Here is a 23,842-nt window from a genome sequence, read left to right as displayed (position 1 = left end):
CCCGGTGGCGTGCCGCGGAGCTCCTACCTACTCGACGTCGCCGAGCCACCTGTAGCGCCGCAGGTCGACGCGGTCGTCGCTCACCTCGACCCCCTCCGAGCGCAGCAGCGCGACCTGCAGCTCGCCGGAGCCGACCTTGTACGTCGAGATGCCGCCGCTAGCGTTGATGACGCGTTGCCACGGCACGTCGTCGACCTCGCCGCCGCGTAGCCCGTAGAGGATCGCCCCCACCTGCCGCGCGTGGTTCGGCCTGCCCGCCAGGAGGGCCACCTCGCCGTACGTCGTCACCCTGCCGGCGGGAACGGCGCGCACGACGCGCAGGACCGCCTCCCTGAAGCCTTCGTCCATGCCCGATGCTAACGCCCACAGAGGTGCCGTGGGGCGTGTCGGCGCGGCCCGCTTCCGTTATCCTCTCCCTCGGAGGCGCTGGTGCTGACGTTGACGGTGCAGGTCGCCAGTTACGTGTTCCTGGTCGGCGTGCTGCTGCTCTTCTCGAGCGCCGCGCCGAAGGTGCGCGAGAGGTTCCCGCGCGGCTTCGCCATCGGGTCGCTCCTCGCGTTGGGCAGTGTCCTGCTGGTCCTCGTCGGGGCGCTGGTGTTCCGCTGAGGCGTTCGGCGAGGCGATTGGAGCGGCAGTTGCGAGCACACGTCATCACCTTCGGGTGCCAGATGAACGAGTACGACACCCACACCATCCAGTCCGAGCTGGTTGCCGGCGGGCACGAGCTCGCCACGCACCCGGCCGACGCCGACCTGCTCCTCCTCAACACGTGCGCCGTGCGCGGCAAGCCGGTCGAGAAGGTCATCAGCGTGCTCGGCGACCTGCGCAAGCAGCGCTCCGAGGGGCGCGACGTGACCGTGGGGCTGATGGGCTGCCTCGCCCAGTTGGACGAGGGGCGCGAAGTGGCGCAGAAGTTCGGCGTCGACCTCCTCGTCGGGCCCGGCGCCATCACGGACCTGCTCGAGGCGCTGGAGGAGTACGGCAGCCTGCGCTCCGGGGAGCGCGGCGGCATGATCGAGCGGCTCGGCTTCCAGGCCGAGCTCCACGACTACCAACCGCCGGCGCCCCGAGGCCTGTCTGGCTTCCTCACGATCATGCGGGGTTGCAACCACCACTGCACCTACTGCATCGTCCCCGACACGCGCGGACCGGAGGTCTCGCGCGCGCGCGAGAGCGTCATGCGGGAGGCGGCCGCGATGCGCGCGGCGGGGCTGGCCGAGGTGACCCTGCTCGGCCAGAACGTCAACTCCTACGGCATGGGCCAACCCGGCATGCCAAGCTTCCCGGAGCTCCTCCGCGCGGTCGCCGACCTCGGCTTCGAGCGCGTCAAGTTCACGACCAGCCACCCGATGAACTTCACGAGCGAGCTCATCGACGTCATCGCCACGCATCCGAACGTCTGCAACGACATCCACCTCCCGATGCAGTCCGGCTCCGACCGGGTGCTGCGGCGCATGGCGCGCGAGTACCGCATCGAGCGGTACCTGGACATCGTCAGGGAGATCAGGGAGAAGGTCGCCGAGGTCGTCATCTCGACGGACATCATCGTCGGCTTCCCCGGCGAGACGGAGGAGGACTTCCAGGCGACGCTCGCGGCCGCCGAGACGGCGGCGTTCGAGCAGGCGTACATGTTCATGTACTCCGCCCGCCCGGGCACGCCGAGCTACAAGCACTTCGAGGACATGCCCCGCGAGGTGAAGGTCGAGCGCCTGCAGCGGCTCATCGAGGCCCAGAAGGCGCGGAGCCTGGCCGCCAACGAGGTGCTCGTCGGCAAGACCTTGCGCGTGCTGGTGAAGGACCTCGGCCGCGACTCGCGCTACGCGGTGGGCCACTCGGACCAGAACCACACGGTCCTCGTGCCCGCCGAGAGCGTGACGAGCATGGGCGTGAAGGACGTGACGATCACTGGCGCGACGCCGCACGCCCTGCACGGCGAGGTAGTCGGGGCCGCCCCGCGCGGCATCGAGCTCGTGATGGCGTCGTGATGGCAGCGTTGATGGCAGCGTTGATGGCGTCGTGATGGCAGCGTTGATGGCAGCGTTGATGGCAGCGTGGCGGCAGCCTGGTCGCAGCGTGATCGCGGCGCGATCGACCCGCCGACCAGCTCGCCGCTGGACTCGTGACGCGGTCGTGAGCGCATGACCGACATCGCACCTCAGCACCTGATGCGCCGGCACCTAGTGATCGTTCACCCCTCGCAGCCCAAGGTGCTGCTGGAGCGCGGTCCGGACGGTGCGCCGCGCCTGCCCGTGCAGGACGAGCCGCTCGGCGACTCACGCAGCGCCCTCGGGCTCGCCGGGCTGCTCGGGCCGGAGCTGCCACTCGTGTCGCTCGGGCAGATCGCCTTCTTCCGCCGCGCGGCGGAAGAAGGGGCCGACGGCGTGGTGACGGAGCTCCTGACCACCTGCGAGCTCTTCCCCGCCCCGCCGGTCGACGTCCTACGGCGGCACGAGTGGTCGGGCGCCGGAGAGGGCGCGACGGTCCTCGGGCTACCCACGCCGCTCGCGGAGGCCCTGGCCGGGTACCTGGGCTGGCTGGCCGCCGAGAACGGCGCCACGGAGGCGGAGCCGGCCCCCGCAGAGGGCGCGGCGCGGCGCGGTCACGCCCCCGGAGCGCCCGCTCCGGCCGAGCCACCGCCCCACAGCCTGCCGGGCTCGACCGCGGCGCTGGCGGCCGCCATGCGGGCGGAGGTAGCGGAAGGCGACGGCACCCGCGAGGGAGCCTGTTCGACCCTCGAACCCCTCGTGCCCGGCGACGGCTCAGCCGCCCCGTTGCGGCAGCTCCAGTCGTGGGTCCTGTCCAGCGTGTGGCTCGGGGACGCCGCCGCCGTCAAGGTCACCAACCCGCTCTGGCCGAACGAGCCCGCCGTCACCGCGGCCATCCACTCCCTGAGACCGGACCTCGTGCCCGCGGTCGTGGCGCACGGCCGTTACGCGGTGGCCCGCGGGGCGTCCGAGCCGGCGCGCGGCGGGTCGGCGGAGCCGGCGCTTGGCGGTTCGCACGTTCCGGACCGCGACCACCGGGTCGCCGCATGGATGGTGACGCGCCGGTTCGAGGAGGACCACGTCCGTACGGCCACCACGAGCGACGTCCTGAACGCCCTCGCCGAGCTCCAGGCGGCCGCTTCCGGGCGTCACGCGGAGCTGCTGGCGGCGGGTGTCCTGAAGCGCGGGCCCCACGAGGTGGCGGCCGACCTCGGCATGCTCTGGTCGTCGCCTCAGCTCGCGCACCTCACGGACGCCGAGCGCGCGGCGTTGCCGGTGCTGGAGCGCCGGCTCGGAGAGCGCCTCGCCCGGCTGGCGAGCGCGGCCCCGCTCCTCCTCACGCATGGTGACCTCCACCAGGGCAACGCTGCGTTCACGCGCGCGGGCGGCGAGCTGCCCGTGCTCTTCGACTGGACCGACGCGGCGCTCGCCTGGCCGGGCGTGGACCTGGTGACGCTCGCCGGGATAGACGAGGAGCCGAACGCCGCCGAGCTGCTCGCCCTGCGCGACGCCTACCTGGTCGCCGTCCGCGCCGCGTTCCATGACCACCCCGGCCTACTGACGGGCGTCGAGGCGACGCTCGACGAAGGACTGGCGCTCGCGCCCGTCTACCACGCCGTCGCCTACGCCCATATCGCGGCGGCCGTGCCACCGGCGCAGCGCGCGTTCGTCGACGCGGGGCGGGTGGTCTCCTGGGTGGTCAGGAGCATGCTCGCACGGTGGCGGGCGGACGCGTGAGGCGCAGCGTGACGGACGGGTCGGGCGCAGCATGACGGACGCGTCAGGCGCAGCATGACGAACGCGTCAGGCGCAGCATGACGCGCGACTTGGCCGTCAGCGTGTTCGTGGTCTGGCGCGACCGGGTGCTGCTGCACCGCCACCGGAAGCTGGGGATCTGGCTGCCGCCCGGCGGTCACGTCGAGCCAGGTGAGCTGCCTGACGATGCCGCGACGCGCGAGGTGCTCGAGGAGGCCGGTATCGCCGTCGAGCTCGTCGGGCCGCCGCCGATCGTCGCCCCCGGTCCCCGCCAGCTCGTCAGGCCCCGCGGCGTCCAGTTGGAGGCCATCGCGGCGGATCACGAGCACGTCGACCTCGTCTACCTGGCGCGGCCGGTCGCGTCTTACGCGGGCGCCTTGGCCGGTGAGGAGCCGAGCATGGGCTGGTACGACCTCGTGAGCGCCCTTAGCCTGGGCCTCACGCCTGAGCTCGACGCCTGGGTGCGGTTGGCCTTGAGCGAACTCGGCGAGGGTTGAGCCGCGCCGTCAGGGGGTCGTGAGGGTCGGCCTGCCGCTTAGAGGGCGGCTGCTCTAGCGGAGGCGCAGCGCGGCTCCCCGCCGCTGCCCGAGCGCTGGACGGCTACCCTAGCGGCTCCCCTAGCCCAGCCAGCCACGCTTCGGCCTCGGCGGGCGACCGCAGTCGCACGACGCTCAGCTCCGGGCGCAGCTCCAACAGCTCCGCGACCCGCTTGGGCGTAGCCTCGTGCGTGCGCCAGGCCCACCGGACGATGTGATCGCGGTCGACGAGGACGCGCCAGAGGCCACGCTCGCGGTTGCCGTTCCACAGCTCCTCGTTGCGTATGCGGCGCCTGACGGTCCGCGCGACGACGCGGCGCATGACGACGTGCCGCGGGTAGTCGAGCCACACGAGCAGGTCCGCCCTCTCTGCCAGGAGCGGCCTCACCGTGTGGTACTGCCACTCCGTCACCCAACCGGTACGAGACGTGAAGCGCTCCACGTCAGCCACGAACTCTGGGCGCGGCACCCAGCCGGGGCCGTGGAAGAGCCCGTCGATCTCCACGTGCTCGAGCCCGAACACGGCCGCCAGGCGGGCGGCCAAGGTCGACTTGCCGGAACCGGAGGTGCCCGCGACGAGCACGCGGCGCGGCGGCCTCATCAGGCGGTCGGTGACTTCCAGCAGCGGCACGGACGGAGTCTAGCAACCGCTCCACGCAATCTGCACCGGACGACGCCATGCTCCTACCAAGCCGGCCGGAAGAGCCACGGGACCGGCAGACTAGGAGAAAGACCATGAAACGTTCAGCCCGCCTACTGGCCGCCCTCGCCGCCCTCCTGACCAGCGTCAGCCTGGCAGCCGCCCCCATCCGCATCGACGACTCCGGCGTCAAGTACTCGAACAGCGACCTGACCACGGCGTACCTAAGCTTCGCTAAGGTCGGTGACACGTTCTCCGTCGTGCTGAACGACCGCGTCGCCACTGCCCTGCCTGTCGACATGGACGGCATCCCCGTCATCGTCGGCACCAACTTCTTCGGCTCCACCACGTACTCCGGGGAGCTCAACGGTGAAGGACCCGTCGCCGTGGAGTCGACGGGCAACGTCGTCGACGGCGTCAGCCTCGAGCATGACGGCATCGAGCTGGCGGACGCCGTGGCCGCCTACCAGGCGAGCCTCGCCAGCGTCGGCGAGTCCGTCACCGTCGAACTCGACGGCAACTACGCCGTGATCACGAGCGCCTCGGGCCTTCGCATCGTGCTCCAGGACGTCTTCGACGGCGTGAAGGCGCACATCGCCGCCGGCTGAGCGCGCCGCGGGCTCGAGACCCAGCCATCTGACCTCCCTCCCCAGCCGCACTTCCGAGAGCCGCCTCGCACCGTCCACGACCGACGTGCGAGGCGGCCGCTTTCTCGTCGTCAGGGTCGCGCCGGGGCCGTGCGTAGCGTGCGACCCGCCCTTCCGGGTATACTCCCTCCGCTGCCAGCGGGTCGTGGTTCGTCCTCGGCCCGGCCGTCCTCGTCGGGGCGTAGCGCAGTCTGGTAGCGCACCTGGTTTGGGACCAGGGAGTCGCTGGTTCGAATCCGGCCGCCCCGACCACGCCACTCGCCGGTAGCGGTGTGAGTAGGCCGAGGCGGCGCCACGCAGGGTCGGGCGGGAGTAGCTCAGTTGGTAGAGCGACAGCCTTCCAAGCTGTATGTCGCGGGTTCGAATCCCGTCTCCCGCTCCACACCTCACGCCGCACGCGGTCGCGTGCACCAGTAGCTCAGGGGATAGAGCAGCCGCCTTCTAAGCGGTAGGCCGAGGGTTCGAATCCTTCCTGGTGCACCATATGCACGTACGGTTCGACCGCGCCGATCGCCGCCCGGCTACGCGGCCGGGCCCTTCAACGACCACCGAACTCGACAGCGGCAGACGCCGCTCCACGCAACCTCGCCACGTGCTGCGCCTCTTCCCGCAGCTCCTTCATGGCCCGCTCGGACAACGGGCCGAAGGCCTCGACAGTGACGACGAGCTTCCGACCGCTCTTGCGCGGCCGCCAAGTACCGACGATCTCGCCGTCGACGAGGAGCGTGCCCAGCTCGCCGACTGCCTTCCAGATCTGTCGGTGGTACTTCTCATCGACGATCGTCGCCCGGTCACGCAGCTGCGTGTAAGGGTCGCGCGGCGGGAGCATGCGCACGCCTTGTGGGGCGGACGACGCCCGCAGGGCGTCGAGGTCGGACGTGAGTAGCCAGGAGGCTCCACCGAACTCCACGCGCGTCAGCTCGCCCTCGAGCAGGCTCCACCAAGGTTCGGCATCGCCGACCGTGACGCCCAACCATGCGGCGAAACCAGCGCGGCTCGCCGGGCCGTAGCAGCGCAGGTAGCGGCGCAGCAGCTCGGCGCGCGCCGCTGGCGCCTCCACGTCCGGAACGGGTTCGCCCAGCCACTCCTCGACGAGCACGAACGGCGCCTTGTTGTCGGATCGGGGCGCGAAGCAGACGACCCGCTGCAACGCGAGGACCCGGAGGCAGAAGTGCACGACGGCCTCGCCGACGGGCTGGCCCGGAGCATGCGGGCCCTCCGCCTGCCAAACGGGGCGTTGGTCCTTCGTGAGCCTTCCCGTGATCCGCTCGGCGAGCTCCGCGCCGAGCTCACCGATGGCGAGCCGGCGCCCCGCCAGCACCCCTCCGATCTCCGCTCGCGTCAACTCGACCGCCGCCGTGACGTCGATACCGAGCCTGGCGACGGACTGCTCGATGCCCGGGATGAAGTGCCGCAGCGCGGCCTCGGTCGGCGGCAACACGCCGGCCGTGAACACGGCCGCGTCCGCGGTCGGAAAGTAGAACGGCGCGCCGCGCATGCTCCAGGTCTGCAGGAGGCTCTTCTCCTCGGCGACGGCGTGGTCGACGTCCGCTCGCGCGAGGTCCCGCACCCGCGCCTGCAGCGCGAGCAGCGCCGAGCCCGGTGGGCTGTTCTGAACGCCGCAGGCACCGGCGGCGGCGAGCAGCCCGGCCGGGCTCAGCCGCTCGGCAAGGTGCTGGGCGCCGAGCCGGAAAGCGATGACCTCGCCTCTGGTGACCTCGTTGGCTCGGCGGCGTCCGGCAGCGTTCGTGCTCACGAGCTCTCCTCCTGCTCGGCGACGAGCCGTTCAAGACCGGCGGTGCGTGCCTCCCATAGGCGCCCCAGCCAGTCGTCCACGAGGGCGCGCCGCCCGCGATCCAGGGTGCACATGCGCACCCTTCCGGGCTTCACCGTTCGGATCGGTCCGCTCGCTTCGAGGGTTCGCACATGTTTCATGAACGACGGCAAAATGACGGGCAGCGCACGCGCCAACTCCCCCACGCTCGCCGGGCCGGGTCCGGGGCGCCGGATCACCGCCCCACGGGTCGGGGCCGCGAGCGCCACGAAGACCTCCTCCGAGACAGACACGTACTTAGCCACCTGGCAAGGTATAGCACCGCGCTCAACGACCCGGCCAAGCGTCGATCTAATGCGCATCCGACGGGCCGCGAGTGCCGAGCGTGGTATTCCGTGGCACCATGCCCATCGTGCTGGTTGAAGGCGCCAGCGACGCCGTCGCCGTCGAGGTCCTTGCGAGGCGCCTCGGGCTTGGCGTGCCGCGAGTGCTTCCAGTCGGCGGGTCCAGGGGAGTCAGCCGCGCGGCCGCGCGGCTGGCCGCGGAGCACGTGATCGGCCTCGTCGACGCTGCCCAGCGCGGCGACTTCGAGCGCGTCCTCGACACCGTGTTCGTCTGCGACCCCGACCTGGAATCGGAGTTGGTCCGCGCCCTGGGCATCGACGGCGTCGAGGCCGTGATCGCGCAGCAGGGCGAGCTCGACTCGTTCCGTCGCCTCCAACGGCAACCGTTCCAGCGTGGGCGGACCGGCGAGGAGCAGTTGGCCCGCTTCTTCGGCGGGCGCAGCGGCAACAAGGCGCGCTACGCGCGTCTACTCACGGAGGCGCTGCCGCTCGACCGGATACCCCCTCCGCTCGCGGCGTTGCTGGCCGCCCTGCCGGGGTGAGGCGCCTACGCTCCTGCCGACACCGGCCCATCGTCGAGCACCTCCGAGCCGGCGAGAGCGACGTTGCCATCGACGTTTCGGTGGAACGGGCCGGGAACGCATGGACGCTGATCATGCGCCGTGAGTTCCCGCAGAGCCCGGAGCGGCTGTGGCAGATGCTCACCGACCCGGCACGGCTGCCCGCTGGTCACCGGTCGTACCGGACCGGGCGCTCGCGTACGGCTGGCGGGAGTTGCACGACGGTTACGCGTCGGAGTTCCGCGCCCAACCCCGGGAAACGCGAGCGTTCTCCTAGCGCATCTACGTAGCCACGGCATCGAACCCCTCGCCCTGGACGACGTCGTGGTCACCATCACGGACCCGGACGGACGCAAGGTCATGTTCGGGACCGCCTGAGAGCCCGCGAACCTGCCGGGCTTCAGGCTCCCGCGCCTCGGGGCCACGGACCCGTCGGTGTGGAGGCAAGCCGCCAGCTTCTTCCTCTCAAGCCCCTTCAACCGCGGTACGCTCAGCAGCCATGGCGCGAACGACGCTGTCGGAACCGGTCCCCCCTACGCAGAGCTCGAACAGGCGCGCGTCCCGGCTGGTGGTCGGTAGCGGCGTCGTAGCTGTCCTCCTGTTCCTCGCGCACTTCTTCAACGACCTGTTCTCCGGCACGCTCGCCGCGCTGCTCCCCACCCTGCAGATCCGCTTCGGCGTCAGCGAGCTCACGCTCGCCCTGTTCGTCGCCTCCCTGTCGTTCAGCTCGTCGGTCCTGCAGCCGCTGTTCGGCGCGGTGGCGGACCGGCTCGGCCACCGGCTCGTCGCGTCCGCCGGCGTGATCGTCTCCTCTTCCATCCTGAGCCTCATCGCCATCATGCCCTCACCCCTCTGGCTCGTACCCCTCCTGCTCCTCGGCGGGCTCGGCTCGGCCGCCTACCACCCAGCGGCGACGACCCTCGCCCGCCGCGCCGCCAGCTCAAAGGGCGGTCTGGCGCTCGGGGTGTTCAGCGCCGGCGGCACGATCGGCCTGTCGTTCGGACCGCTCGTCATCGGCTTCTTCCTCATCAGGGGTTGGCTCGATTACAGCCCGGTCCTGATGGTCCCTGGCATCGTCCTCGGCGCGCTCATCTACCTCCTCACGCCGCCGGTGCCCCAGCAGACGGGCTCGAGGCGCGCGAAGGTCTTCGACGTCGACCTGTTCCGCGGCCCGGTCGGGCAGCTCTGCCTGGCGGGCGTGCTGCGCTCGATCGCGTGGGTGTCGATGATCAACGGCGCCCCGCTCTGGCTCGTGAACGCGAAGGGGCTCTCCGCCACCGATCCTGTCGTGTTCTGGACGATCACGGTCTTCACCTTCTCCGGGGCCGCCGGCGGCATCCTCATCGGCCTCATCGAGAACCGGTTCAGCCGCCAGTTCCTGGTGACCGGCACGATGCTGCTCGCCGCCTTACCCCTCGCCGTGCTCCTGCTGAGCCAACCCGGCACGGTCCTCTACTTCGTGGCCGTCGCGTTCTCCGGCATCCTCGCGAACGGCGGCCTGCCCATCATGGTGCTGGCGGCCCAGGACGCCGCGCCGCACGCGGTCGCCACGGCCTCCGGCATGATGATGGGCCTCACCTGGGGCACCGCTGGGCTGCTCTACCTCGTCGTCGGGGCCGTCCAGGAAGCCATCGGCATGAACGCGGCCATGTGGCTGAGCGTCGTGCCGCTCCTGCCGGGCGCGCTCGTGGCGTACCGGGTGCTCAGAAGGCTGGAACCGGTCGAGTAGGGTCTATCTTCTGCAACCCCTTGCCTGATCGGCCTTAATCTGCCATATAATGTCCATAACATCTATTATAACGGGGTTTTATGCTACGCGTTCGGTCTTTGCTGGCTGCCGGCGTTCTGTTTGGTCTGGTGGCGTGTAGTTCGTCTCGGGTCTCACCGCGGTACGACATTCGCGCTGCTGCCGATGTGGTTCCGATGGCGGTTGAGTCAGGCCGTTAGCTTGAGTCATCGTCTCAACTGGGGGCTGCAGGCTCAGGACGTTGGAGAACCGAACTTCTACACGCTTAGGACCGTAGACCTGGATGGGGAGCCGTTCATCGACATCACCGTCTCATCGCCGGTCGTCGCGAACGGGTTCTGGGATCTGGCGTTCTCCGTCTCTGGTGACGAGTGGGATCCGGAGGACTTCGAGAGCCCCTGGACCACTTCCCTTACGGGTGCCAGTACTGCGCGCGATGTGCTCGTCGTCGGTAACGTCGGCCTGTCGCTGCCTATGCGCATGGCAGCTACGGTTACGGCGCTTGGCGGGTTGGAGAACGTCCTTGAAGTCGTAGCGATCGAGCAGCAGACATTCGTGATCAGGGACGTGCAGAACCGGTTGTGGGACACTTACGCTCAACAGCCACTGAGTGTAGAGCAGACCGCATACGTGCATAGCCTGTACGCGGATATGGTTGGCGTGAACAGCGACCCGGCCGTCGCGGCTCGCCCGTGTCTTCCCGCCCTCCAGCGCCTTAGGACTAGCCAAACCCGCCTCCCACGCGGTAACCTTCGGTTCGGCCTCGCGAACCCTGCGGGTTCGTTTGCGCCTGCTTGGTGGGTGTAGCTCAGTTGGTTAGAGCACCGGATTGTGGTTCCGGGTGTCGTGGGTTCAAATCCCATCATCCACCCCAGCCGGCGGGGTCTCCCGCGAAGAGGGCGGGTCTCGAGCAGTTCGACCCGCCCTCCCTTACTTCCGCGCTGGCGAAGTCGGAAGGAGACCGCGGGCATCTGCGCGCGAGGATGGCGGAACTGGTAGACGCGCTAGACTTAGGATCTAGTGGCCTAGCCGTGCGGGTTCAAGTCCCGCTCCTCGCACCACCGCGGCAAGCCGAGCGCTTGCCGCTACCTTTTGGCGCCCCACCGGGCGCATGCATTAGCGGTTCGCGGTCGCGGCGACGGTCAAGCCGATTAGGAGTGTCATGGAAGCCAAAGTAGTCGAGAAGCAGGGGGCCAACGTCACGCTCAGCGTGCGCGTCGACGCCGCCACGGTAGACGCCACCTTCGAGCGCGTGCTCGCGCAGCTCTCGCGGACCGTGAAGGTGCCCGGCTTCCGCCCGGGCAAGGCGCCCCGCGGCGTGCTGGAGAAGCGCGTGGGCGCCGAGGCCCTGGCCGAGGAGGTCCGCGACGCGCTCGTCGAGGAGACCTACCCGCAGGCCGTGCGCGAGCTCGAGCTCTACCCCATCGACGCCCACTTCCACGCCGACGGCGCCGTGCGCGGCCAGGACTTCGAGTTCACCGTCCACGCCGACGTCTACCCCGACATCACCCTGCCCGACCTCGAGACCGTGAAGCTGGAGGCCGAGCCCAAGGTCGTGAGCGACGACGACGTCCGCGCCGCCCTCGAGCAGTTGCGCCGCGAGAACGCCACGTTGGTGCCGGTCGAACGTCCAGTCGAGGCCACCGACTGGGTGCTCGTGGCGCGTCTCGACGAGGGCGACGAGGCCGACGAGTCCTCCACCTTCCAGGTCCACATGGACCGCGCCGGTGAGGAGCTCAAGGGTCAGCTCGTCGGCAAGTCGATGGGCGATGTCCTGACGGCTACGTTCACGGACCCGGCTCCAGAGGGCGAGGATGGCGGCACCAGCACCACGCAGATCCGGCTCAAGGTCCTGGACGTCAAGGGCAAGGAGCTCACCGCCTCCGACGACGACCTCGCCCTGCAGCTCGGCCTCGCCGACGGCGCGGAGCTGACGCGCCGCGTGCGTGAGAGCCTCGAGACCGACGCGCGGCGCGCGACCCTCGAGGCCCGCCGCGACGAGGTCGTCGAGAAGCTCGTCTCAGGCTCGACGCTCGAGCTGCCCGGCAGCCTCGTCAGGCGCCGGCAGCGCAGCCTCCTGCAGGACCTCGCCCACGACCTCGGCCACCAAGGCACCACGCTGGAGCGCTACGTCGACCGCCTCGAGCAGCGCGGCAAGCGCGATGAGTTCGAGGCCGAGCTCAAGGAGGCGGCCGAGAAGGGCGTGCGGCGCGACCTCGTGCTCGAGCGCCTCATGGAGGTGCGCGGCACGGAGGTCTCCGACGCCGAGTACCGCTCCGCCCTGAAGCGGCTCGCCGACTCGCGCGGCCAGGACGTCGGTCGCATGCGGCAGGAGCTCGGTGAGGAGTACCTCGCCAACTACCGCTTCTTCCTGAAGCGCGACAAGGCGCTGCGTGAGTTCATCAACGAGCTGGCCGGCGAACCGAACGAGGCGCTGGACGAGACCGATGCCGACGAGGCCGCCGAGGCCGCTGCCCTGAGCGAGGACGAGGCGGCCGACCACGATCACGATCATGGGCACGACCATCACCACGATCACGACCACCATCACCACTGAGGTCCGGCCGAACCGAAGGTAGCAGGGGCGCCGCCTGGCAGGTGGCGCCCCGCCTGTCATGGCCCGTAGCCACGCCCTAACCGCGTGGGGGAACGCCACGGGCCCCGGCCCGGTGCTACGCTAGCCGCAAGATGCCGCTCATCCCTTACGTCATCGAGCAGACCGGGCGCGGCGAGCGCACCTACGACGTCTACAGCCGGCTCCTGAAGGAACGCATCATCTTCCTCGGCTCGGCCATCGACTCGGAGGTCGCCAACGTCGTGACCGCCCAACTGCTCCTCCTCGACTCGCAGTCGAGCGAGCAGCCCATCAACATGTTCATCAACAGCCCCGGCGGCGAAGTGTACGCCGGCCTCGCCATCTACGACGTCATGCAGTTCATCTCCGCGCCGGTGCACACGAACTGCGTCGGCATCGCCATGTCGATGGGCTCGCTGATCCTGACGGCCGGAGCGGCCGGGCACCGCGTCGCCCTGCCGCATAGCCGCATCATGATCCACGCGGGCTCGGCCGGCTTCCCGCGCTCGAGCCTCCCCGACCTCGCCGTTCAGGCGCGCGAGTTCGAGGACCTGCGCGACATGATGGAGACCATCTACCACCGCCACACCGGCGTCGCCGTCGAGCAGTTGCGCCGCGACATGGAGCGCGACAACTTCATGGCCCCCCAGCAGGCCCTCGCCTACGGGCTGATCGACAAGGTCATCGAGCCCCGCGGCCCCGGGCGCGTCGACGGCGCCAAGGGCGCCAGATGACGGCCACCCACTGCAGCTTCTGTGGACGCGCCCACACGGAGGTGCGCTTCCTCGTGGCAGCACCGGGCGGCGGGGCGCACATCTGCGACCAGTGCGCGGGGCGCGTCCACGACGTCGTGGCGGAGGCCGGGGCGCCCGCCAAGCCGTTCGTGCACCTACGGAGCCTCCAACCGCGCGAGATCAAGCGCGAGCTCGACGCCTACGTCATCGAGCAGGAGGCCGCCAAGCGCGCCCTCGCCGTGGCCGTCTACAACCACTCGCGCCGCATCGCCAACCCCCATACGGAGCTGCAGAAGAGCAACGTGCTCCTCATCGGCCCATCCGGGACCGGCAAGACGCTGCTCGCCCAGACGCTCGCGCGCACGCTCGACGTGCCGTTCGCCATCGCCGACGCCACCACGCTCACGGAGGCCGGCTACGTCGGCGACGATGTCGAGAACATCATCCTCCGCCTCCTACAGGTGGCCGATTACGACGTGGCCGCGGCGGAGCGGGGCATCATCTACGTCGACGAGATCGACAAGATCGGCCGCAAGTCCGAGGGTCCGTCCATCACGCGCGACGTGAGCGGCGAGGGCGTCCAGCAGGCCCTGCTCAAGATCATCGAGGGCACGGTCACGCACGTTCCGCCCCAGGGTGGGCGCAAGCATCCGCACCAGGAACTGATCGACGTCGATACTAGCAACATCCTGTTCATCTGCGGCGGGGCCTTCGAGGGCCTCGACGCCATCCTGCGCCGCCGGCTGGACGTCGCCAAGGTGGGCTTCCAGACCCCGGCGGCCTCCGAGGGCGACCCGTTGGCCGGAGCGGAAGTGATGCCTTCCGACCTGATGGCGTTCGGCCTCATCCCCGAGCTCATCGGGCGTCTGCCCGTCGTCGTGCGCTTGGAGGAGCTCAGCCTCGAGGCGCTCGTCGACGTGCTCACGAAGCCCCGGAACGCGCTCGTGAAGCAGTACCAGGAGCTCTTCGGCTTCGACGGCGTGAAGCTGACCTTCTCCGACGAGGCGCTGCTCGAGGTGGCCAGGCGCGCCCAGGCGCTGAAGACGGGTGCCCGCGCACTGCGCTCCGTGATGGAGCGCGCCCTCATGCCGCTGATGTTCGAGGTGCCCGGCAGCGGGATCACGCAGCTGCACGTCGAGGTCCTGGACCTCGACGAACCCGCCAGGCTGTTGGCGACCGTGGCAGCACGCAAGTCGGCCTGACCGTCCCCTAGTAGCGCCCTACGACGCCACGACCGAGCGTGCTCGTTCGACGACGGCGCTCAACCGGCTCGCCGCCTCATCGACTAGCGCCTCGTCGACGGCCTTGCCGTAGCTGAACCTGACGCTCGCCTTCGCCTCGTCCCGTCCCAGCCCCATGGCCAGGAGGACGTGGCTAGGCTCCACGCTGCCCGCGGCGCACGCCGAACCGGCGCTGGCGTACACCCCAGCCTCGTCGAGCAGCATAAGCAGCGTCTCGCCGTCTGCGCCCCGCACGCGCAGGTTCGTGTGCTTGACGGACCTAGGCGTCCCGGCGGCGTTGATCGCCACGCCCGGGATGGCGCCGGCAGCGGCCTCGAAGCGCGCTTGCAGGCCGGCGAGCCGCGCCCGCTCGGCGGGCAGCCGCTCGGCGGCGAGGGCCGCCGCGGCCCCGAGCCCGACGATGGCTGGCACGGCGTGGGTGCCGGGCCGGTGGCCGCGCTCCTGCGCGCCGCCGGCCAGCAGCGGGGCCGGCTCGCTGCCTTCCCTGAAGACGAGCGCTCCCGCGCCCTTCGGCCCATAGATCTTGTGCGCCGAGAGCGTCACGAAGTCGGCTCCAAGGCTCGCGAGGGTGAACTCCTCGACGCCGTAACCTTGCACCGCGTCGCAGAGGAAGAGGGCGCCGTGGGCGTGCGCCAGCTCGGCGACGGCCCCTACGTCGAGCAGCGCGCCGGTCTCGTTGTTGACGAGCATGGCGGCGACCAGCGCGGTGCCGCCGCGCGTCGCCTGCGCGGCGAGGGCGGCCTCCCACGCGGCGAGCGGCGAGCCGCCGTCCGGCGCGAGCGGCACGAAGGTCACGTCGCGCCCTCGAGCTGCCAAGCGGCGGGCCGCCTCGAGCACGGCGGCGTGCTCGCCGGCGCTCACCACGAGCCCACCCGGCCGCGCGGCCGCGGCCGCGAAGACGGCCTGGTCGTCGGCCTCTGTCGCTCCGGACGTGAAGACGACCTGGCGCGACCGCACGGCCAGCGTCGCGGCGACGCGCTCCCGCGCCTCCTCCACCCCGCGCCTGGCCGTCTGACCGAGGCGATGAACGCTCGAGGGGTTGCCGAACTCGCTCTTCAGGTACGGCAGCATGGCGCCAAGGACGCGCTCATCGAGAGGCGTCGTGGCCGCGTGGTCCAGGTAGATACCCGATATCGGCTGCACGGGGTGGAACTCGTCAGTCGTCGCGCCCGAGGTACTGCGGCAACGGCTGGATGCCGAGCAGCCGGCGCTGCTGCACCAGGTCGGCGAGGCTAGTGGAGCGCAGGACCTGACGCACGGCCGCGTCCACGCGCCGCCAGAGGCTCTCGGTCGAGCACATGCCGGCGCGGACGCAGTTGGCGGAGTCGACGATGCAGCTGACGGGCGCCACGCTGCCCTCCAGCAACTCGACGACCTCGAGGCTGTCGATCTCCTCGAGCGGCCGCGCGAGGCGGTAACCGCCGTGCGCGCCCCTGATCGCCTCGACGATGCCGGCGCGGCGCAGGATGGCGAAGATCTGTTCCAGGTACTGGTGGCTGAGCAGTTGGCGTTCGGCGACCGTCTTGAGGCTGATGGGTTCGTCGCCGCTGAGCGCCACTTCCACGAGGGCCCTCATGCCGTACTGCGCTTTGGTCGATACCCACATGCCTTGACCTCCCCAGCGGCCTGACCGCCTTCGCCCACTCTACAACCTTTTACCTCGGAACGGTTCCGATTTGGCGACCAACGGGCGGCCGCGCCGTCCGTCACCGAGGCATGCCCAAGACTACCGCACCGGCCGGGACGCGAGACCCCGCCTCTTAAAGACGCCCCTGCAGGTACGGCAGGGGGTCGACCGCCCGGCCGTCGAAACGGACCTCGAAGTGCAGGTGCGGGCCGGTCGAGGCGCCCGTGCTGCCGACCGCGCCGAGCACGTCGCCCTGCCTGAGGGCCTGGCCCACGCGCACGGCCACCGCGCTGAGGTGGGCGTAACGCGTCTCGCTGCCGTCGCCGTGGTCGAGCACCACGACGTTGCCGTAAGTCCCCCACCACCCTGCGCGGGTGACGACGCCGGAGCGCGCCGCCTTCACGGGCGTGCCGGACGGCGCGGCGATGTCGAGGCCGCCGTGGTAACGGTTGCCGTTGACCGAGACGTTCCGCCAGCCGAAGTAGGAGGAGACGCGCCCTTGCACGGGCAGCGCGAAGCCCGTGGTGCTCCAGTCGACGCCCCGCAAGGAGTCGAGGGCGCCGGCGAGCGCGGCCGCCTGAGCGGCGCGCAGGGTGGCGCGCCGTGCCGCCACGCCGCCAGCCCCCGGCTCGGCCGCGAACGCGAGGCCGAGCACGACCGCCAACAGCCAGACCGACCGACGAGGGGCGCGCCGCCCGGCGCGGACAGCGGCGCCCCCCTTCACGTCGGCGCCGACCTCAGCCCTGGGTGAGGGTAGCGAGGAACTCGGCGTTGCTCTTGCTGCGTCCGAGGCGCCCGAGGAGCATCTCCATGGCCTCGGCCGGGTCCATGTCCGAGATGACCTTACGCAGGAGCCACATCTTGGCAAGCACGTCCTCGCTGAGGAGCAGGTCCTCGCGGCGCGTGCCCGACTTGAGGATGTCGATGGCCGGGAAGATGCGCCGCTCCTCGAGGTGCCTGCTGAGGTGCAGCTCCATGTTGCCGGTGCCCTTGAACTCCTCGAAGATCACGTCGTCCATGCGCGAGCCCGTCTCGACGAGGGCGGTGGCGAGGATGCTGAGGCTGCCGCCGCCGCGGATGTTGCGTGCGGCGCCCAGGAAGCGCTTCGGCCAGTGGAGGGCGTTCGAGTCCAGGCCGCCCGAGAGGGTGCGGCCCGTCGGGGGCGTCACGAGGTTGTTGGCCCGGGCGAGCCGCGTTATCGAGTCGAGGAGGATCATGACGTGACCGCTGTCCTCGACGATGCGCCGCGCGCGCTCGTGCACGAACTCCGCCACGCGGATGTGGTTGCTGGGGGGCTCGTCGAACGTGCTCGCGATGACCTCGACGCCGTGGACCGACTCGCGGAAGTCTGTGACCTCCTCGGGCCGCTCGTCCACGAGGAGCACGATCACCTTGATGTCGGGCTCGTTAGCCACGACGGCGTTGGCGATCTTCTTGAGCAGGGTCGTCTTGCCCGCCTTCGGCGGCGCGACGATCAGACCGCGCTGGCCGCGGCCGATGGGCGCGAGCAGGTCGATGACGCGCGTGGAGAGCTCGTTGCCGACGGTCTCCAGCTTGATGCGCGCTTCCGGGAAGGTCGGGGTGAGCTCCTCGAACCGCGGGCGCTTGGACGACTGGAACGGGTCGACGTTGTTGACGGCCTCGACCCTGATGAGGGTGCCGTAGCGCTCGTTCTCGCGCGGGCGCCGGGCCTTGCCTAGGATGAGGTCGCCCGTGCGCAAGCGGAACTGCTTGATGAGACCGGCCGAGACGATGACGCTACGGGTGTTGTTCTGCAGGAGCGACTCCTGGAGGAAGCCGTACCCGTCGGACGAGATCTCGAGGTAGCCCTTGACGAGCCTCAGACCCTCGCTCTCGGCCGAGCGCTCCAGGATGGCAACGACCAGGTCGTCCTTGCTCATGCGACGGTAGTCCTCGAGCTGGACTTCCTTGGCGAGCAGGTGCAGTTCGGGCAGGATCTTCGAGTGCAGCTCCCGGAAGTTGTAGCCGGGCTTGCGCGCCGTGCGGTTGCGGCGGTTACGGCCGCGGCCCCGCTGGCCGTCCTCGCCGCCCGCCGCGGAGTCCTCGCCCTCGGCGCCATCGTCCGCGTCGTCCTGGACCGGCTCCGCCTGGCGCCCGCCCCCGGAACGCCGCGGCTCCTCCACGCCGGACTTGGCCGCCCTCCCGCGCTGACGCTCGTTACCGCCGTCCTCTTCGCTCCGCGCGGAGGGTTCGCTCCGCGCAGGGGGTTCGTCGACGACCGGCGCCTGCGTGGGCGCGACCGGGGCCGGCGCGGGCGCCGCCGCGGCGGCCTCCGGGTTCTTGCGAGGCCGACCACGCTTGCGGGGGGCTGGCGCCTCCACTACGTCGGTCGCGACGGGACGCGCTTCTTCTTTCGGGCTCATGCCATCTCCTTAGGCACCTTCCGGCTACACGGTCTGCGTTCTATCCGACGCGTGAACCACGACACGTTTCCTTCAGGATCCGGGCGCTTCCGGCCTTCGACCTGTCCACCACGCTGCCGCACGGAGGCGTATCGCCTTTCGAGGGGTCGCTCCTTGGCGCCGCGGAGGCGAACGGTCGCTCAAGTCGACGGTCGGTTGCTGGCTTGGTTGCCGTACCAGGAAGCGCCTGGTTGTGCTTAGGGGCAGCAACAGTACCTATTGACGTGCCTCATGCCTGCTGCTACGTTTGAGTCTAGCGCCGACACTGCTGGTTGTAAAGTGTCACGCGCTCAGAGGACGTGACCAACGTCACCGCTCCTCGCAAGGCCAAGGCGACGACGGGAACAGTCCTCGCGCATGGGGCCGCCCACAGCGATCCGGGAACGGTGAGAGCCCGGAGGCCGGTCGGCGCGTCAGGTATCCTCCCCGAGCCGCTCCCCGAAGCCTGCCCTGGGCCGCGGAACGTCCAGTAGGTGGTAGACGGAGCCGGGCGGTGCCCGTGACAGCACCGGGCCGTCGCTTCAGCAGCGGCGGTCGGCGAGGCCGACGCCGGCGACGGCGAACGGCACGGTTGGGTGGTACCGCGCTCCCGAGGCGCCCCAACACATCGTGGCTGGGGCGCCTTGTCGTGTACCCGCTCCCACGGACCTCGGGGACGAGGTGAGCCGCATGTTCGACGAGGTCAACTCAAACGTCGACTTCCCCGCGCTGGAGAAGCGCGTCATCCAGCTCTGGCGGGAGCGCGACGTCTTCAGGCGCAGCGTCGACCGCCCAGCGCCGCGCGGCGACTGGGTGTTCTACGAAGGTCCGCCGACGGCGAACGGGAAGCCCGGCATCCACCACGTGATCGCCCGCGCCTTCAAGGACCTGTTCCCGCGCTTCAAGACGATGCAGGGCTACCGGGTCGGACGCAAGGGCGGCTGGGACACGCACGGCCTCCCCGTCGAGATCGCCATCGAGAAGCGCCTCGGCTTCACGAACAAGGGTCAGATCGACGAGTACGGCATAGCGGAGTTCAACGCTCTCTGTCGCGCCGACGTCTTCAGCAACATCCAGGACTGGAACGCCATGACGGAGCGCATCGGCTTCTGGATCGACCTGGCCGACCCGTACATCACCTACACGAACGAGTACATCGAGTCGTGTTGGTGGATCATGAAGGACCTCTTCGACCGCGGGCTGCTCGTCGAGGACTACAAGACGACCTGGCACAGCCCGTCGTCCAACACGACCCTCGCCTCGCACGAGGTGTCGCTCGGCTACCAGGAGGACGTCGAGGACCCCTCCATCTACCCGAAGTTCCCCGCCATCCTCGGCGACCTCGTGGCGCGCGGCGTCGTGGCGGCCGACGAGACGCGGCCGGTGAGCTTCCTCGCCTGGACGACCACGCCGTGGACGCTGGCCGCCAACTCGGGGCTCGCCGTGCGCGCCGACGCGACCTACGCGTTGGTGGCGGGGCCCGCCCGTCGGCGCGAGCCAGCGGGCGAGCGCGAGCTGTACCTCCTCGCGAACGAGCTCGTGGCGCGCGTCTTCGAGGCCGGCACCTACGAGGTGCTCGGGAGCGTGCCGGGCGCCACGCTGGCGGGCGCCACCTACCGGCCCCTCCTCGTCGGACGGCCGGGCGACGGCGCAGACCCTAGCTCCGCCTACCGGGTGGTGGCCGACGACTTCGTCAGCCTCACCGACGGCACGGGCATCGTGCACGTCGCGCCCGCCTACGGCGACCTCGACGTCGGTCGCGCCCACGGCCTGCCGGCCATCTTCTCGGTCGACCTGACGGGCAAGGTGATGCCCGAGGTGCGTCTCGTCCCGGACGAGGACGCGGCGCTCGGAACGGGCTCTGACGCGCTCGGCGCTCGGGGGCCCTACGCCGGCGTGTGGTTCAAGGACGCGGACTCCGCCATCACGGCTGACCTCGACGCGGCCGGCAGGATGTTCGACTCCGGCACCGTCAGGCACGCCTACCCCTTCAACTGGCGTGACGGGAAGCCGCTCATGAACGTCGCCAAGCGGAGCTGGTACGTCCGCACCACGGCCGTGAAGGAGCTGCTGCTCGCCAATAACGACCGCATCGGCTGGCACCCCGACCACGTCCGCACCGGCCGCTTCGGCAAGTGGCTCGAGAACAACATCGACTGGGCGCTGAGCAGGGAGCGCTACTGGGGCGCCCCCATGCCCGTCTGGGAGACGGAGGACGGCGGCAAGAAGGTCTGCGTCGGCTCCGTCGCCGAGCTCGAGCGGCTCACGGGCAGGGACCTGAAGGACCTCGACCTGCACCGGCCCTACGTCGACGAGATAACGTTCGAGCTGGACGGCGAGACCTACCGACGCGTACCGTACACGGTGGACGTGTGGTTCGAGTCCGGCGCCATGCCGTACGCGCAGTGGCACTACCTCGGCGACGCGTCCGGTCCCGAGGCCAAGGAGCGCCTGGCCGCCAACTTCCCTGCCGACTACATCTGCGAGGCCGTCGATCAGACGCGCGGCTGGTTCTACTCGTTGCACGCGCTCGCCACCCTGCTCACCGACCCGGGCGACGAGGCGAGCGGCCGCCGACCCGGCCCGTTGGCGCGGCTGAGCGCGCCCACGTCGGCGTTCAAGAACGTCAACGTGCTCGGTCACATCGTTGACGAGAACGGCGAGAAGATGTCGAAGTCGAAGGGCAACACGGTCGACCCGTGGTCCGTCCTCGACGTGCAGGGCGCCGACGCCCTGCGGTGGTACCTCTACTCCGCCTCCCCGCCGGAGTCGACGAAGCGCTTCAGCGCGGGGCTCGTCGACGAGACGCTGCGCGACTTCTTCCTCACCCTGTGGAACGTCTACGGCTTCTTCGTGCTCTACGCCAACCTGGAGGAGCCCGACCTGGCCTCCGCCCCGCCGCGCGCGGAGCGCCCGCTCGTCGACCGCTGGCTCGTCTCGCGCCTGAACGCCGTCGTGGCCGGCGTCACGGCGGCGCTCGAGGGGTTCGACCCGACCACGGCGAGCCGCCTCGTGCGCGACTTCGTCGTCGACGAGGTGAGCAATTGGTACGTGCGTCGCAACCGCCGGCGCTTCTGGCGCTCCGGCCAGGTCCAGGGCGAGAGCGGCAAGCGCATGCTCGACCCCGACAGCCTATCTGCCTACGCCACGCTCCACGAGGCGCTCGTCGCCGTGACCAAGCTCATGGCGCCCATGGCGCCCTTCACGAGCGAGGCGCTCTACCAGAACCTCGTGCTCCGCCACGACCCCTCGGCGCCGGACAGCGTGCACCTGACGGATTGGCCGCAGGCCGAGGCGGCAGCGATCGACGAGGACCTCATGCGCGACATGCGCGCGCTGATGCGCCTCGTGGAGCTCGGCCGCGCGGCGCGCGCGGCGTCGGGCGTGAAGCTGCGCCAGCCGCTGCCGGAGGTGCTCGTGCGCGTGCGCAGCGAGGAGGAGCTCGAGGGAGTGAGAAGCCTGAGCGACCAGCTCCTCGACGAGCTCAACGTCAAGGCCGTGCGCTTCCTCGCCGTCACCGACGACTTCGTCGACTACGCGCTCAAGCCGAACCTCCCAAGGCTCGGCAAGCGCGTCGGCAAGCTCATCCCGCAACTCCGGGCCGCCCTCGAGGGCATGGACGGCAGGGCCGTCGCTGCCAACGTCCGCGCCGGTCTGCCCACGACCGTAGCGCTGGCCGACACGACGCTCGAGCTCGAGCCCGAGGACCTGTTGCTCGACGCCAGGAGCCCGGAAGGGTACGCGGCGCAAGAGGAGCGCGGCTATCTCGTGGCCCTCGACACGCGCGTCAGCGACGTGCTGCGCCGCGAGGGGCTCGTGCGCGACGTCGTCCGCCTCGTGCAGAACGGCCGCAAGGCCGCGGGGCTCGACGTCTCCGATCGGATCGCGCTCAGCATCCGCGCCGAGGGCGAGCTGGCCGAGGCCGTGCGCGAGCACGGGGCGACCCTTGCCCGCGAGGTCCTGGCCGTGAGCCTCGACGACGCCCCGGCGCCCGGGTCCTTCCAGGAGAGCCACGAGGTGGAGGGGGCTTCGCTCACCTTCGCCATCAGGAAGGCCTGAGCGCCTAGGGCAGGGGCTCGCTAGGCGACGTGAGCAGCGCGGGCACCGGGGGCGCCCAGGGCAGGGGGACCTGTGCGCCGCACCGTGAAGGGCGGCTGGGACGAAACGCCATCCTGCGCTCACCTCGCGGCGCGCTACAATTGCTTGGCTAGAGAGGGCGCCGCCGACGCGGCGGGCCTCGAAGACGACAACTCACCCGCCACCGGGAGGCGAACCAGTCATGAAGATAGGTATCAACGGCTTCGGCCGCATCGGCCGCCAGATCTTCCGCATCGCACATCAGCGGGGGCTAGACGTCGCGCTCGTCAACGACCTGACCGATACGACGACCCTGGCGCACCTCCTCAAGTACGACTCCAACTACGGCCGCTTCCCCGGCGAGGTCGGCCACGACGATAAGAACATCATCGTGGACGGCAGCAGGGTCGCCGTCACCGCGCACAAGGACCCCACCGCCATCCCGTGGGGCGAGTACGGCGTCGACCTCGTCATCGAGTCGACCGGCATCTTCACGAAACGCGCGCAAGCCGCCGCCCACCTCGCCGGCGGCGCCAAGAAGGTGCTCATCAGCGCCCCTAGCCCCGACCCGGACTTCGACATCATGTTGGGCGTCAACCAGGGCGAGTACGACCCGAAGAAGCACGACATCGTCTCCAACGCGTCCTGCACCACCAACTCGCTCGCGCCCGTGATGAAGGTGCTCGACGACACGTTCGGCATCGAGCAGGCGCTCATGACGACCATCCACTCCTACACGAACGACCAGCGCATCCTCGACGCCCCGCACAAGGACCTCCGCCGGGCCAGGAACGCCGCCACGAACATCATCCCGACCTCCACCGGCGCGGCCCAGGCCGTCGGCAAGGTCCTCCCGCAGCTCGACGGCATCTTCAACGGCTCCTCGCTGCGAGTGCCGACGCAGACGGGTTCGATCTCCGACATCACGGCGCTGCTGAAGCGCGAGGTCTCCGCCGGCGAGATCAACGCCGCGCTCGAGGCCGCGGCCAACGGCCCCCTCAAGGGCATCGTCAAGTACACGACCGATCCGATCGTGCTGGCCGACATCGTGGGCGACCCGCACTCCGGCATCGTCGACAGCCTGCTCACCAAGGTCCAGGGGCGCCTCGCCAAGGTGTTCGTCTGGTACGACAACGAGTGGGGCTACTCCAACCGCATGGTGGACGTCATCACCATCATGGGCAAGACCCTCTAGAGG

At 70.2% G+C, this 23,842-nt stretch carries 20 protein-coding genes, 5 tRNA genes and 1 pseudogene; 18 read left to right on the top strand and 8 right to left on the bottom strand.

The genetic code is table 11. The features are described 5' to 3' along the window. Nucleotides 1–27: 27 nt before the first annotated feature. Entirely contained in the window at nt 28–348 is a 321-nt protein-coding gene (locus M9914_02350; protein MCO5173007.1) for an MGMT family protein, read from the bottom strand. 81 nt (nt 349–429) lie between these two features. On the opposite strand from M9914_02350, the gene M9914_02345 reads away from it, so the two are divergent. The 4 genes from M9914_02345 to M9914_02330 all read left to right on the top strand — a co-directional run bounded on the left by M9914_02345 (nt 430) and on the right by M9914_02330 (nt 4,237). Continuing rightward, nucleotides 430–606 (top strand): hypothetical protein, encoded by a 177-nt coding sequence (locus M9914_02345; GenBank protein MCO5173006.1) that lies wholly within the window; start codon nt 430–432, stop codon nt 604–606. Between the two features lie 29 nt (nt 607–635). Beyond that, complete coding sequence (gene miaB, locus M9914_02340) at nt 636–1,985, top strand: tRNA (N6-isopentenyl adenosine(37)-C2)-methylthiotransferase MiaB (GenBank protein ID MCO5173005.1); 1,350 nt, start codon at nt 636–638, stop codon at nt 1,983–1,985. Between the two features lie 153 nt (nt 1,986–2,138). Then, nucleotides 2,139–3,722: an aminoglycoside phosphotransferase family protein gene (locus M9914_02335; GenBank protein ID MCO5173004.1), complete on the top strand. Its 1,584-nt coding sequence runs from the start codon at nt 2,139–2,141 to the stop codon at nt 3,720–3,722. A gap of 77 nt (nt 3,723–3,799) precedes the next feature. Beyond that, nucleotides 3,800–4,237: an NUDIX domain-containing protein gene (locus M9914_02330; GenBank protein MCO5173003.1), complete on the top strand. Its 438-nt coding sequence runs from the start codon at nt 3,800–3,802 to the stop codon at nt 4,235–4,237. 103 nt (nt 4,238–4,340) lie between these two features. On the opposite strand, the gene M9914_02325 is transcribed toward M9914_02330, so the two are convergent. Next, the gene (locus M9914_02325) at nt 4,341–4,907 is read right to left on the bottom strand and encodes a hypothetical protein (protein MCO5173002.1); all 567 of its coding nucleotides are present in this window, start codon (nt 4,905–4,907) and stop codon (nt 4,341–4,343) included. A gap of 104 nt (nt 4,908–5,011) precedes the next feature. Between M9914_02325 and M9914_02320 the strand changes: the two genes are divergently transcribed. The 4 genes from M9914_02320 to M9914_02305 all read left to right on the top strand — a co-directional run bounded on the left by M9914_02320 (nt 5,012) and on the right by M9914_02305 (nt 6,046). After that, complete coding sequence (locus tag M9914_02320) at nt 5,012–5,524, top strand: hypothetical protein (GenBank protein MCO5173001.1); 513 nt, start codon at nt 5,012–5,014, stop codon at nt 5,522–5,524. Between the two features lie 214 nt (nt 5,525–5,738). Further along, nucleotides 5,739–5,815, top strand: a tRNA-Pro gene (locus M9914_02315). A gap of 54 nt (nt 5,816–5,869) precedes the next feature. Further along, nucleotides 5,870–5,945: transfer RNA gene (locus tag M9914_02310), tRNA-Gly, on the top strand. A gap of 25 nt (nt 5,946–5,970) precedes the next feature. Next, nucleotides 5,971–6,046 (top strand) — tRNA-Arg (locus M9914_02305). A gap of 55 nt (nt 6,047–6,101) precedes the next feature. Here M9914_02305 and M9914_02300 read toward each other — a convergent pair. After that, nucleotides 6,102–7,319, bottom strand: coding sequence for a winged helix DNA-binding domain-containing protein (locus tag M9914_02300; protein MCO5173000.1), 1,218 nt, complete (start codon nt 7,317–7,319; stop codon nt 6,102–6,104). After that, nucleotides 7,316–7,642 (bottom strand): helix-turn-helix domain-containing protein, encoded by a 327-nt coding sequence (locus M9914_02295; protein ID MCO5172999.1) that lies wholly within the window; start codon nt 7,640–7,642, stop codon nt 7,316–7,318. The genes M9914_02300 and M9914_02295 overlap by 4 nt, the downstream gene beginning before the upstream one ends. A 98-nt stretch (nt 7,643–7,740) precedes the next feature. Between M9914_02295 and M9914_02290 the strand changes: the two genes are divergently transcribed. The 8 genes and pseudogenes from M9914_02290 (at nt 7,741) to clpX (ending at nt 14,406) form a co-directional block, all read left to right on the top strand. After that, nucleotides 7,741–8,223 (top strand): hypothetical protein, encoded by a 483-nt coding sequence (locus M9914_02290; GenBank protein ID MCO5172998.1) that lies wholly within the window; start codon nt 7,741–7,743, stop codon nt 8,221–8,223. A gap of 517 nt (nt 8,224–8,740) precedes the next feature. Further along, on the top strand, nt 8,741–9,970 hold the full coding sequence (locus M9914_02285) for an MFS transporter (protein MCO5172997.1): 1,230 nt from the start codon (nt 8,741–8,743) through the stop codon (nt 9,968–9,970). Between the two features lie 219 nt (nt 9,971–10,189). Then, nucleotides 10,190–10,795: a hypothetical protein gene (locus tag M9914_02280; protein ID MCO5172996.1), complete on the top strand. Its 606-nt coding sequence runs from the start codon at nt 10,190–10,192 to the stop codon at nt 10,793–10,795. Beyond that, nucleotides 10,786–10,862: transfer RNA gene (locus M9914_02275), tRNA-His, on the top strand. The genes M9914_02280 and M9914_02275 overlap by 10 nt, the downstream gene beginning before the upstream one ends. Nucleotides 10,863–10,965: 103 nt before the next feature. Beyond that, nucleotides 10,966–11,049: transfer RNA gene (locus tag M9914_02270), tRNA-Leu, on the top strand. A 101-nt stretch (nt 11,050–11,150) separates the two neighbouring features. Next, a complete protein-coding gene (tig, locus tag M9914_02265; GenBank protein MCO5172995.1) occupies nt 11,151–12,545 on the top strand; it encodes a trigger factor in 1,395 nt (464 codons plus the stop codon). A gap of 131 nt (nt 12,546–12,676) precedes the next feature. Then, on the top strand, nt 12,677–13,297 hold the full coding sequence (locus M9914_02260) for an ATP-dependent Clp protease proteolytic subunit (GenBank protein MCO5172994.1): 621 nt from the start codon (nt 12,677–12,679) through the stop codon (nt 13,295–13,297). Then, nucleotides 13,294–14,406 (top strand): annotated as a pseudogene (gene clpX / locus M9914_02255) (ATP-dependent Clp protease ATP-binding subunit ClpX). The gene M9914_02260 and the pseudogene clpX overlap by 4 nt, the downstream one beginning before the upstream one ends. A gap of 111 nt (nt 14,407–14,517) precedes the next feature. Here the strand turns inward: clpX and M9914_02250 are convergent. The 4 genes from M9914_02250 to rho all read right to left on the bottom strand — a co-directional run bounded on the left by M9914_02250 (nt 14,518) and on the right by rho (nt 18,135). Further along, nucleotides 14,518–15,681 (bottom strand): cysteine desulfurase, encoded by a 1,164-nt coding sequence (locus M9914_02250; GenBank protein ID MCO5172993.1) that lies wholly within the window; start codon nt 15,679–15,681, stop codon nt 14,518–14,520. A gap of 13 nt (nt 15,682–15,694) precedes the next feature. Next, nucleotides 15,695–16,144 (bottom strand): Rrf2 family transcriptional regulator, encoded by a 450-nt coding sequence (locus M9914_02245; protein MCO5172992.1) that lies wholly within the window; start codon nt 16,142–16,144, stop codon nt 15,695–15,697. A 154-nt stretch (nt 16,145–16,298) separates the two neighbouring features. After that, nucleotides 16,299–16,889 (bottom strand): M23 family metallopeptidase, encoded by a 591-nt coding sequence (locus M9914_02240; protein ID MCO5172991.1) that lies wholly within the window; start codon nt 16,887–16,889, stop codon nt 16,299–16,301. Nucleotides 16,890–16,902: 13 nt separating this feature from the next. Continuing rightward, complete coding sequence (gene rho, locus M9914_02235) at nt 16,903–18,135, bottom strand: transcription termination factor Rho (GenBank protein MCO5172990.1); 1,233 nt, start codon at nt 18,133–18,135, stop codon at nt 16,903–16,905. A 1,122-nt stretch (nt 18,136–19,257) separates the two neighbouring features. On the opposite strand from rho, the gene ileS reads away from it, so the two are divergent. Both ileS and gap read left to right on the top strand, forming a co-directional pair. Further along, nucleotides 19,258–22,626 (top strand): isoleucine--tRNA ligase, encoded by a 3,369-nt coding sequence (gene ileS, locus M9914_02230; GenBank protein MCO5172989.1) that lies wholly within the window; start codon nt 19,258–19,260, stop codon nt 22,624–22,626. A 220-nt stretch (nt 22,627–22,846) separates the two neighbouring features. After that, complete coding sequence (gap, locus tag M9914_02225) at nt 22,847–23,839, top strand: type I glyceraldehyde-3-phosphate dehydrogenase (GenBank protein ID MCO5172988.1); 993 nt, start codon at nt 22,847–22,849, stop codon at nt 23,837–23,839. The last annotated feature ends 3 nt before the right edge of the window (nt 23,840–23,842 follow it).

The organism is Trueperaceae bacterium, from assembly GCA_023954415.1.
Taxonomy (GTDB): domain Bacteria; phylum Deinococcota; class Deinococci; order Deinococcales; family Trueperaceae; genus JAAYYF01.
This window is presented reverse-complemented; position numbering and strand designations above follow the sequence as displayed.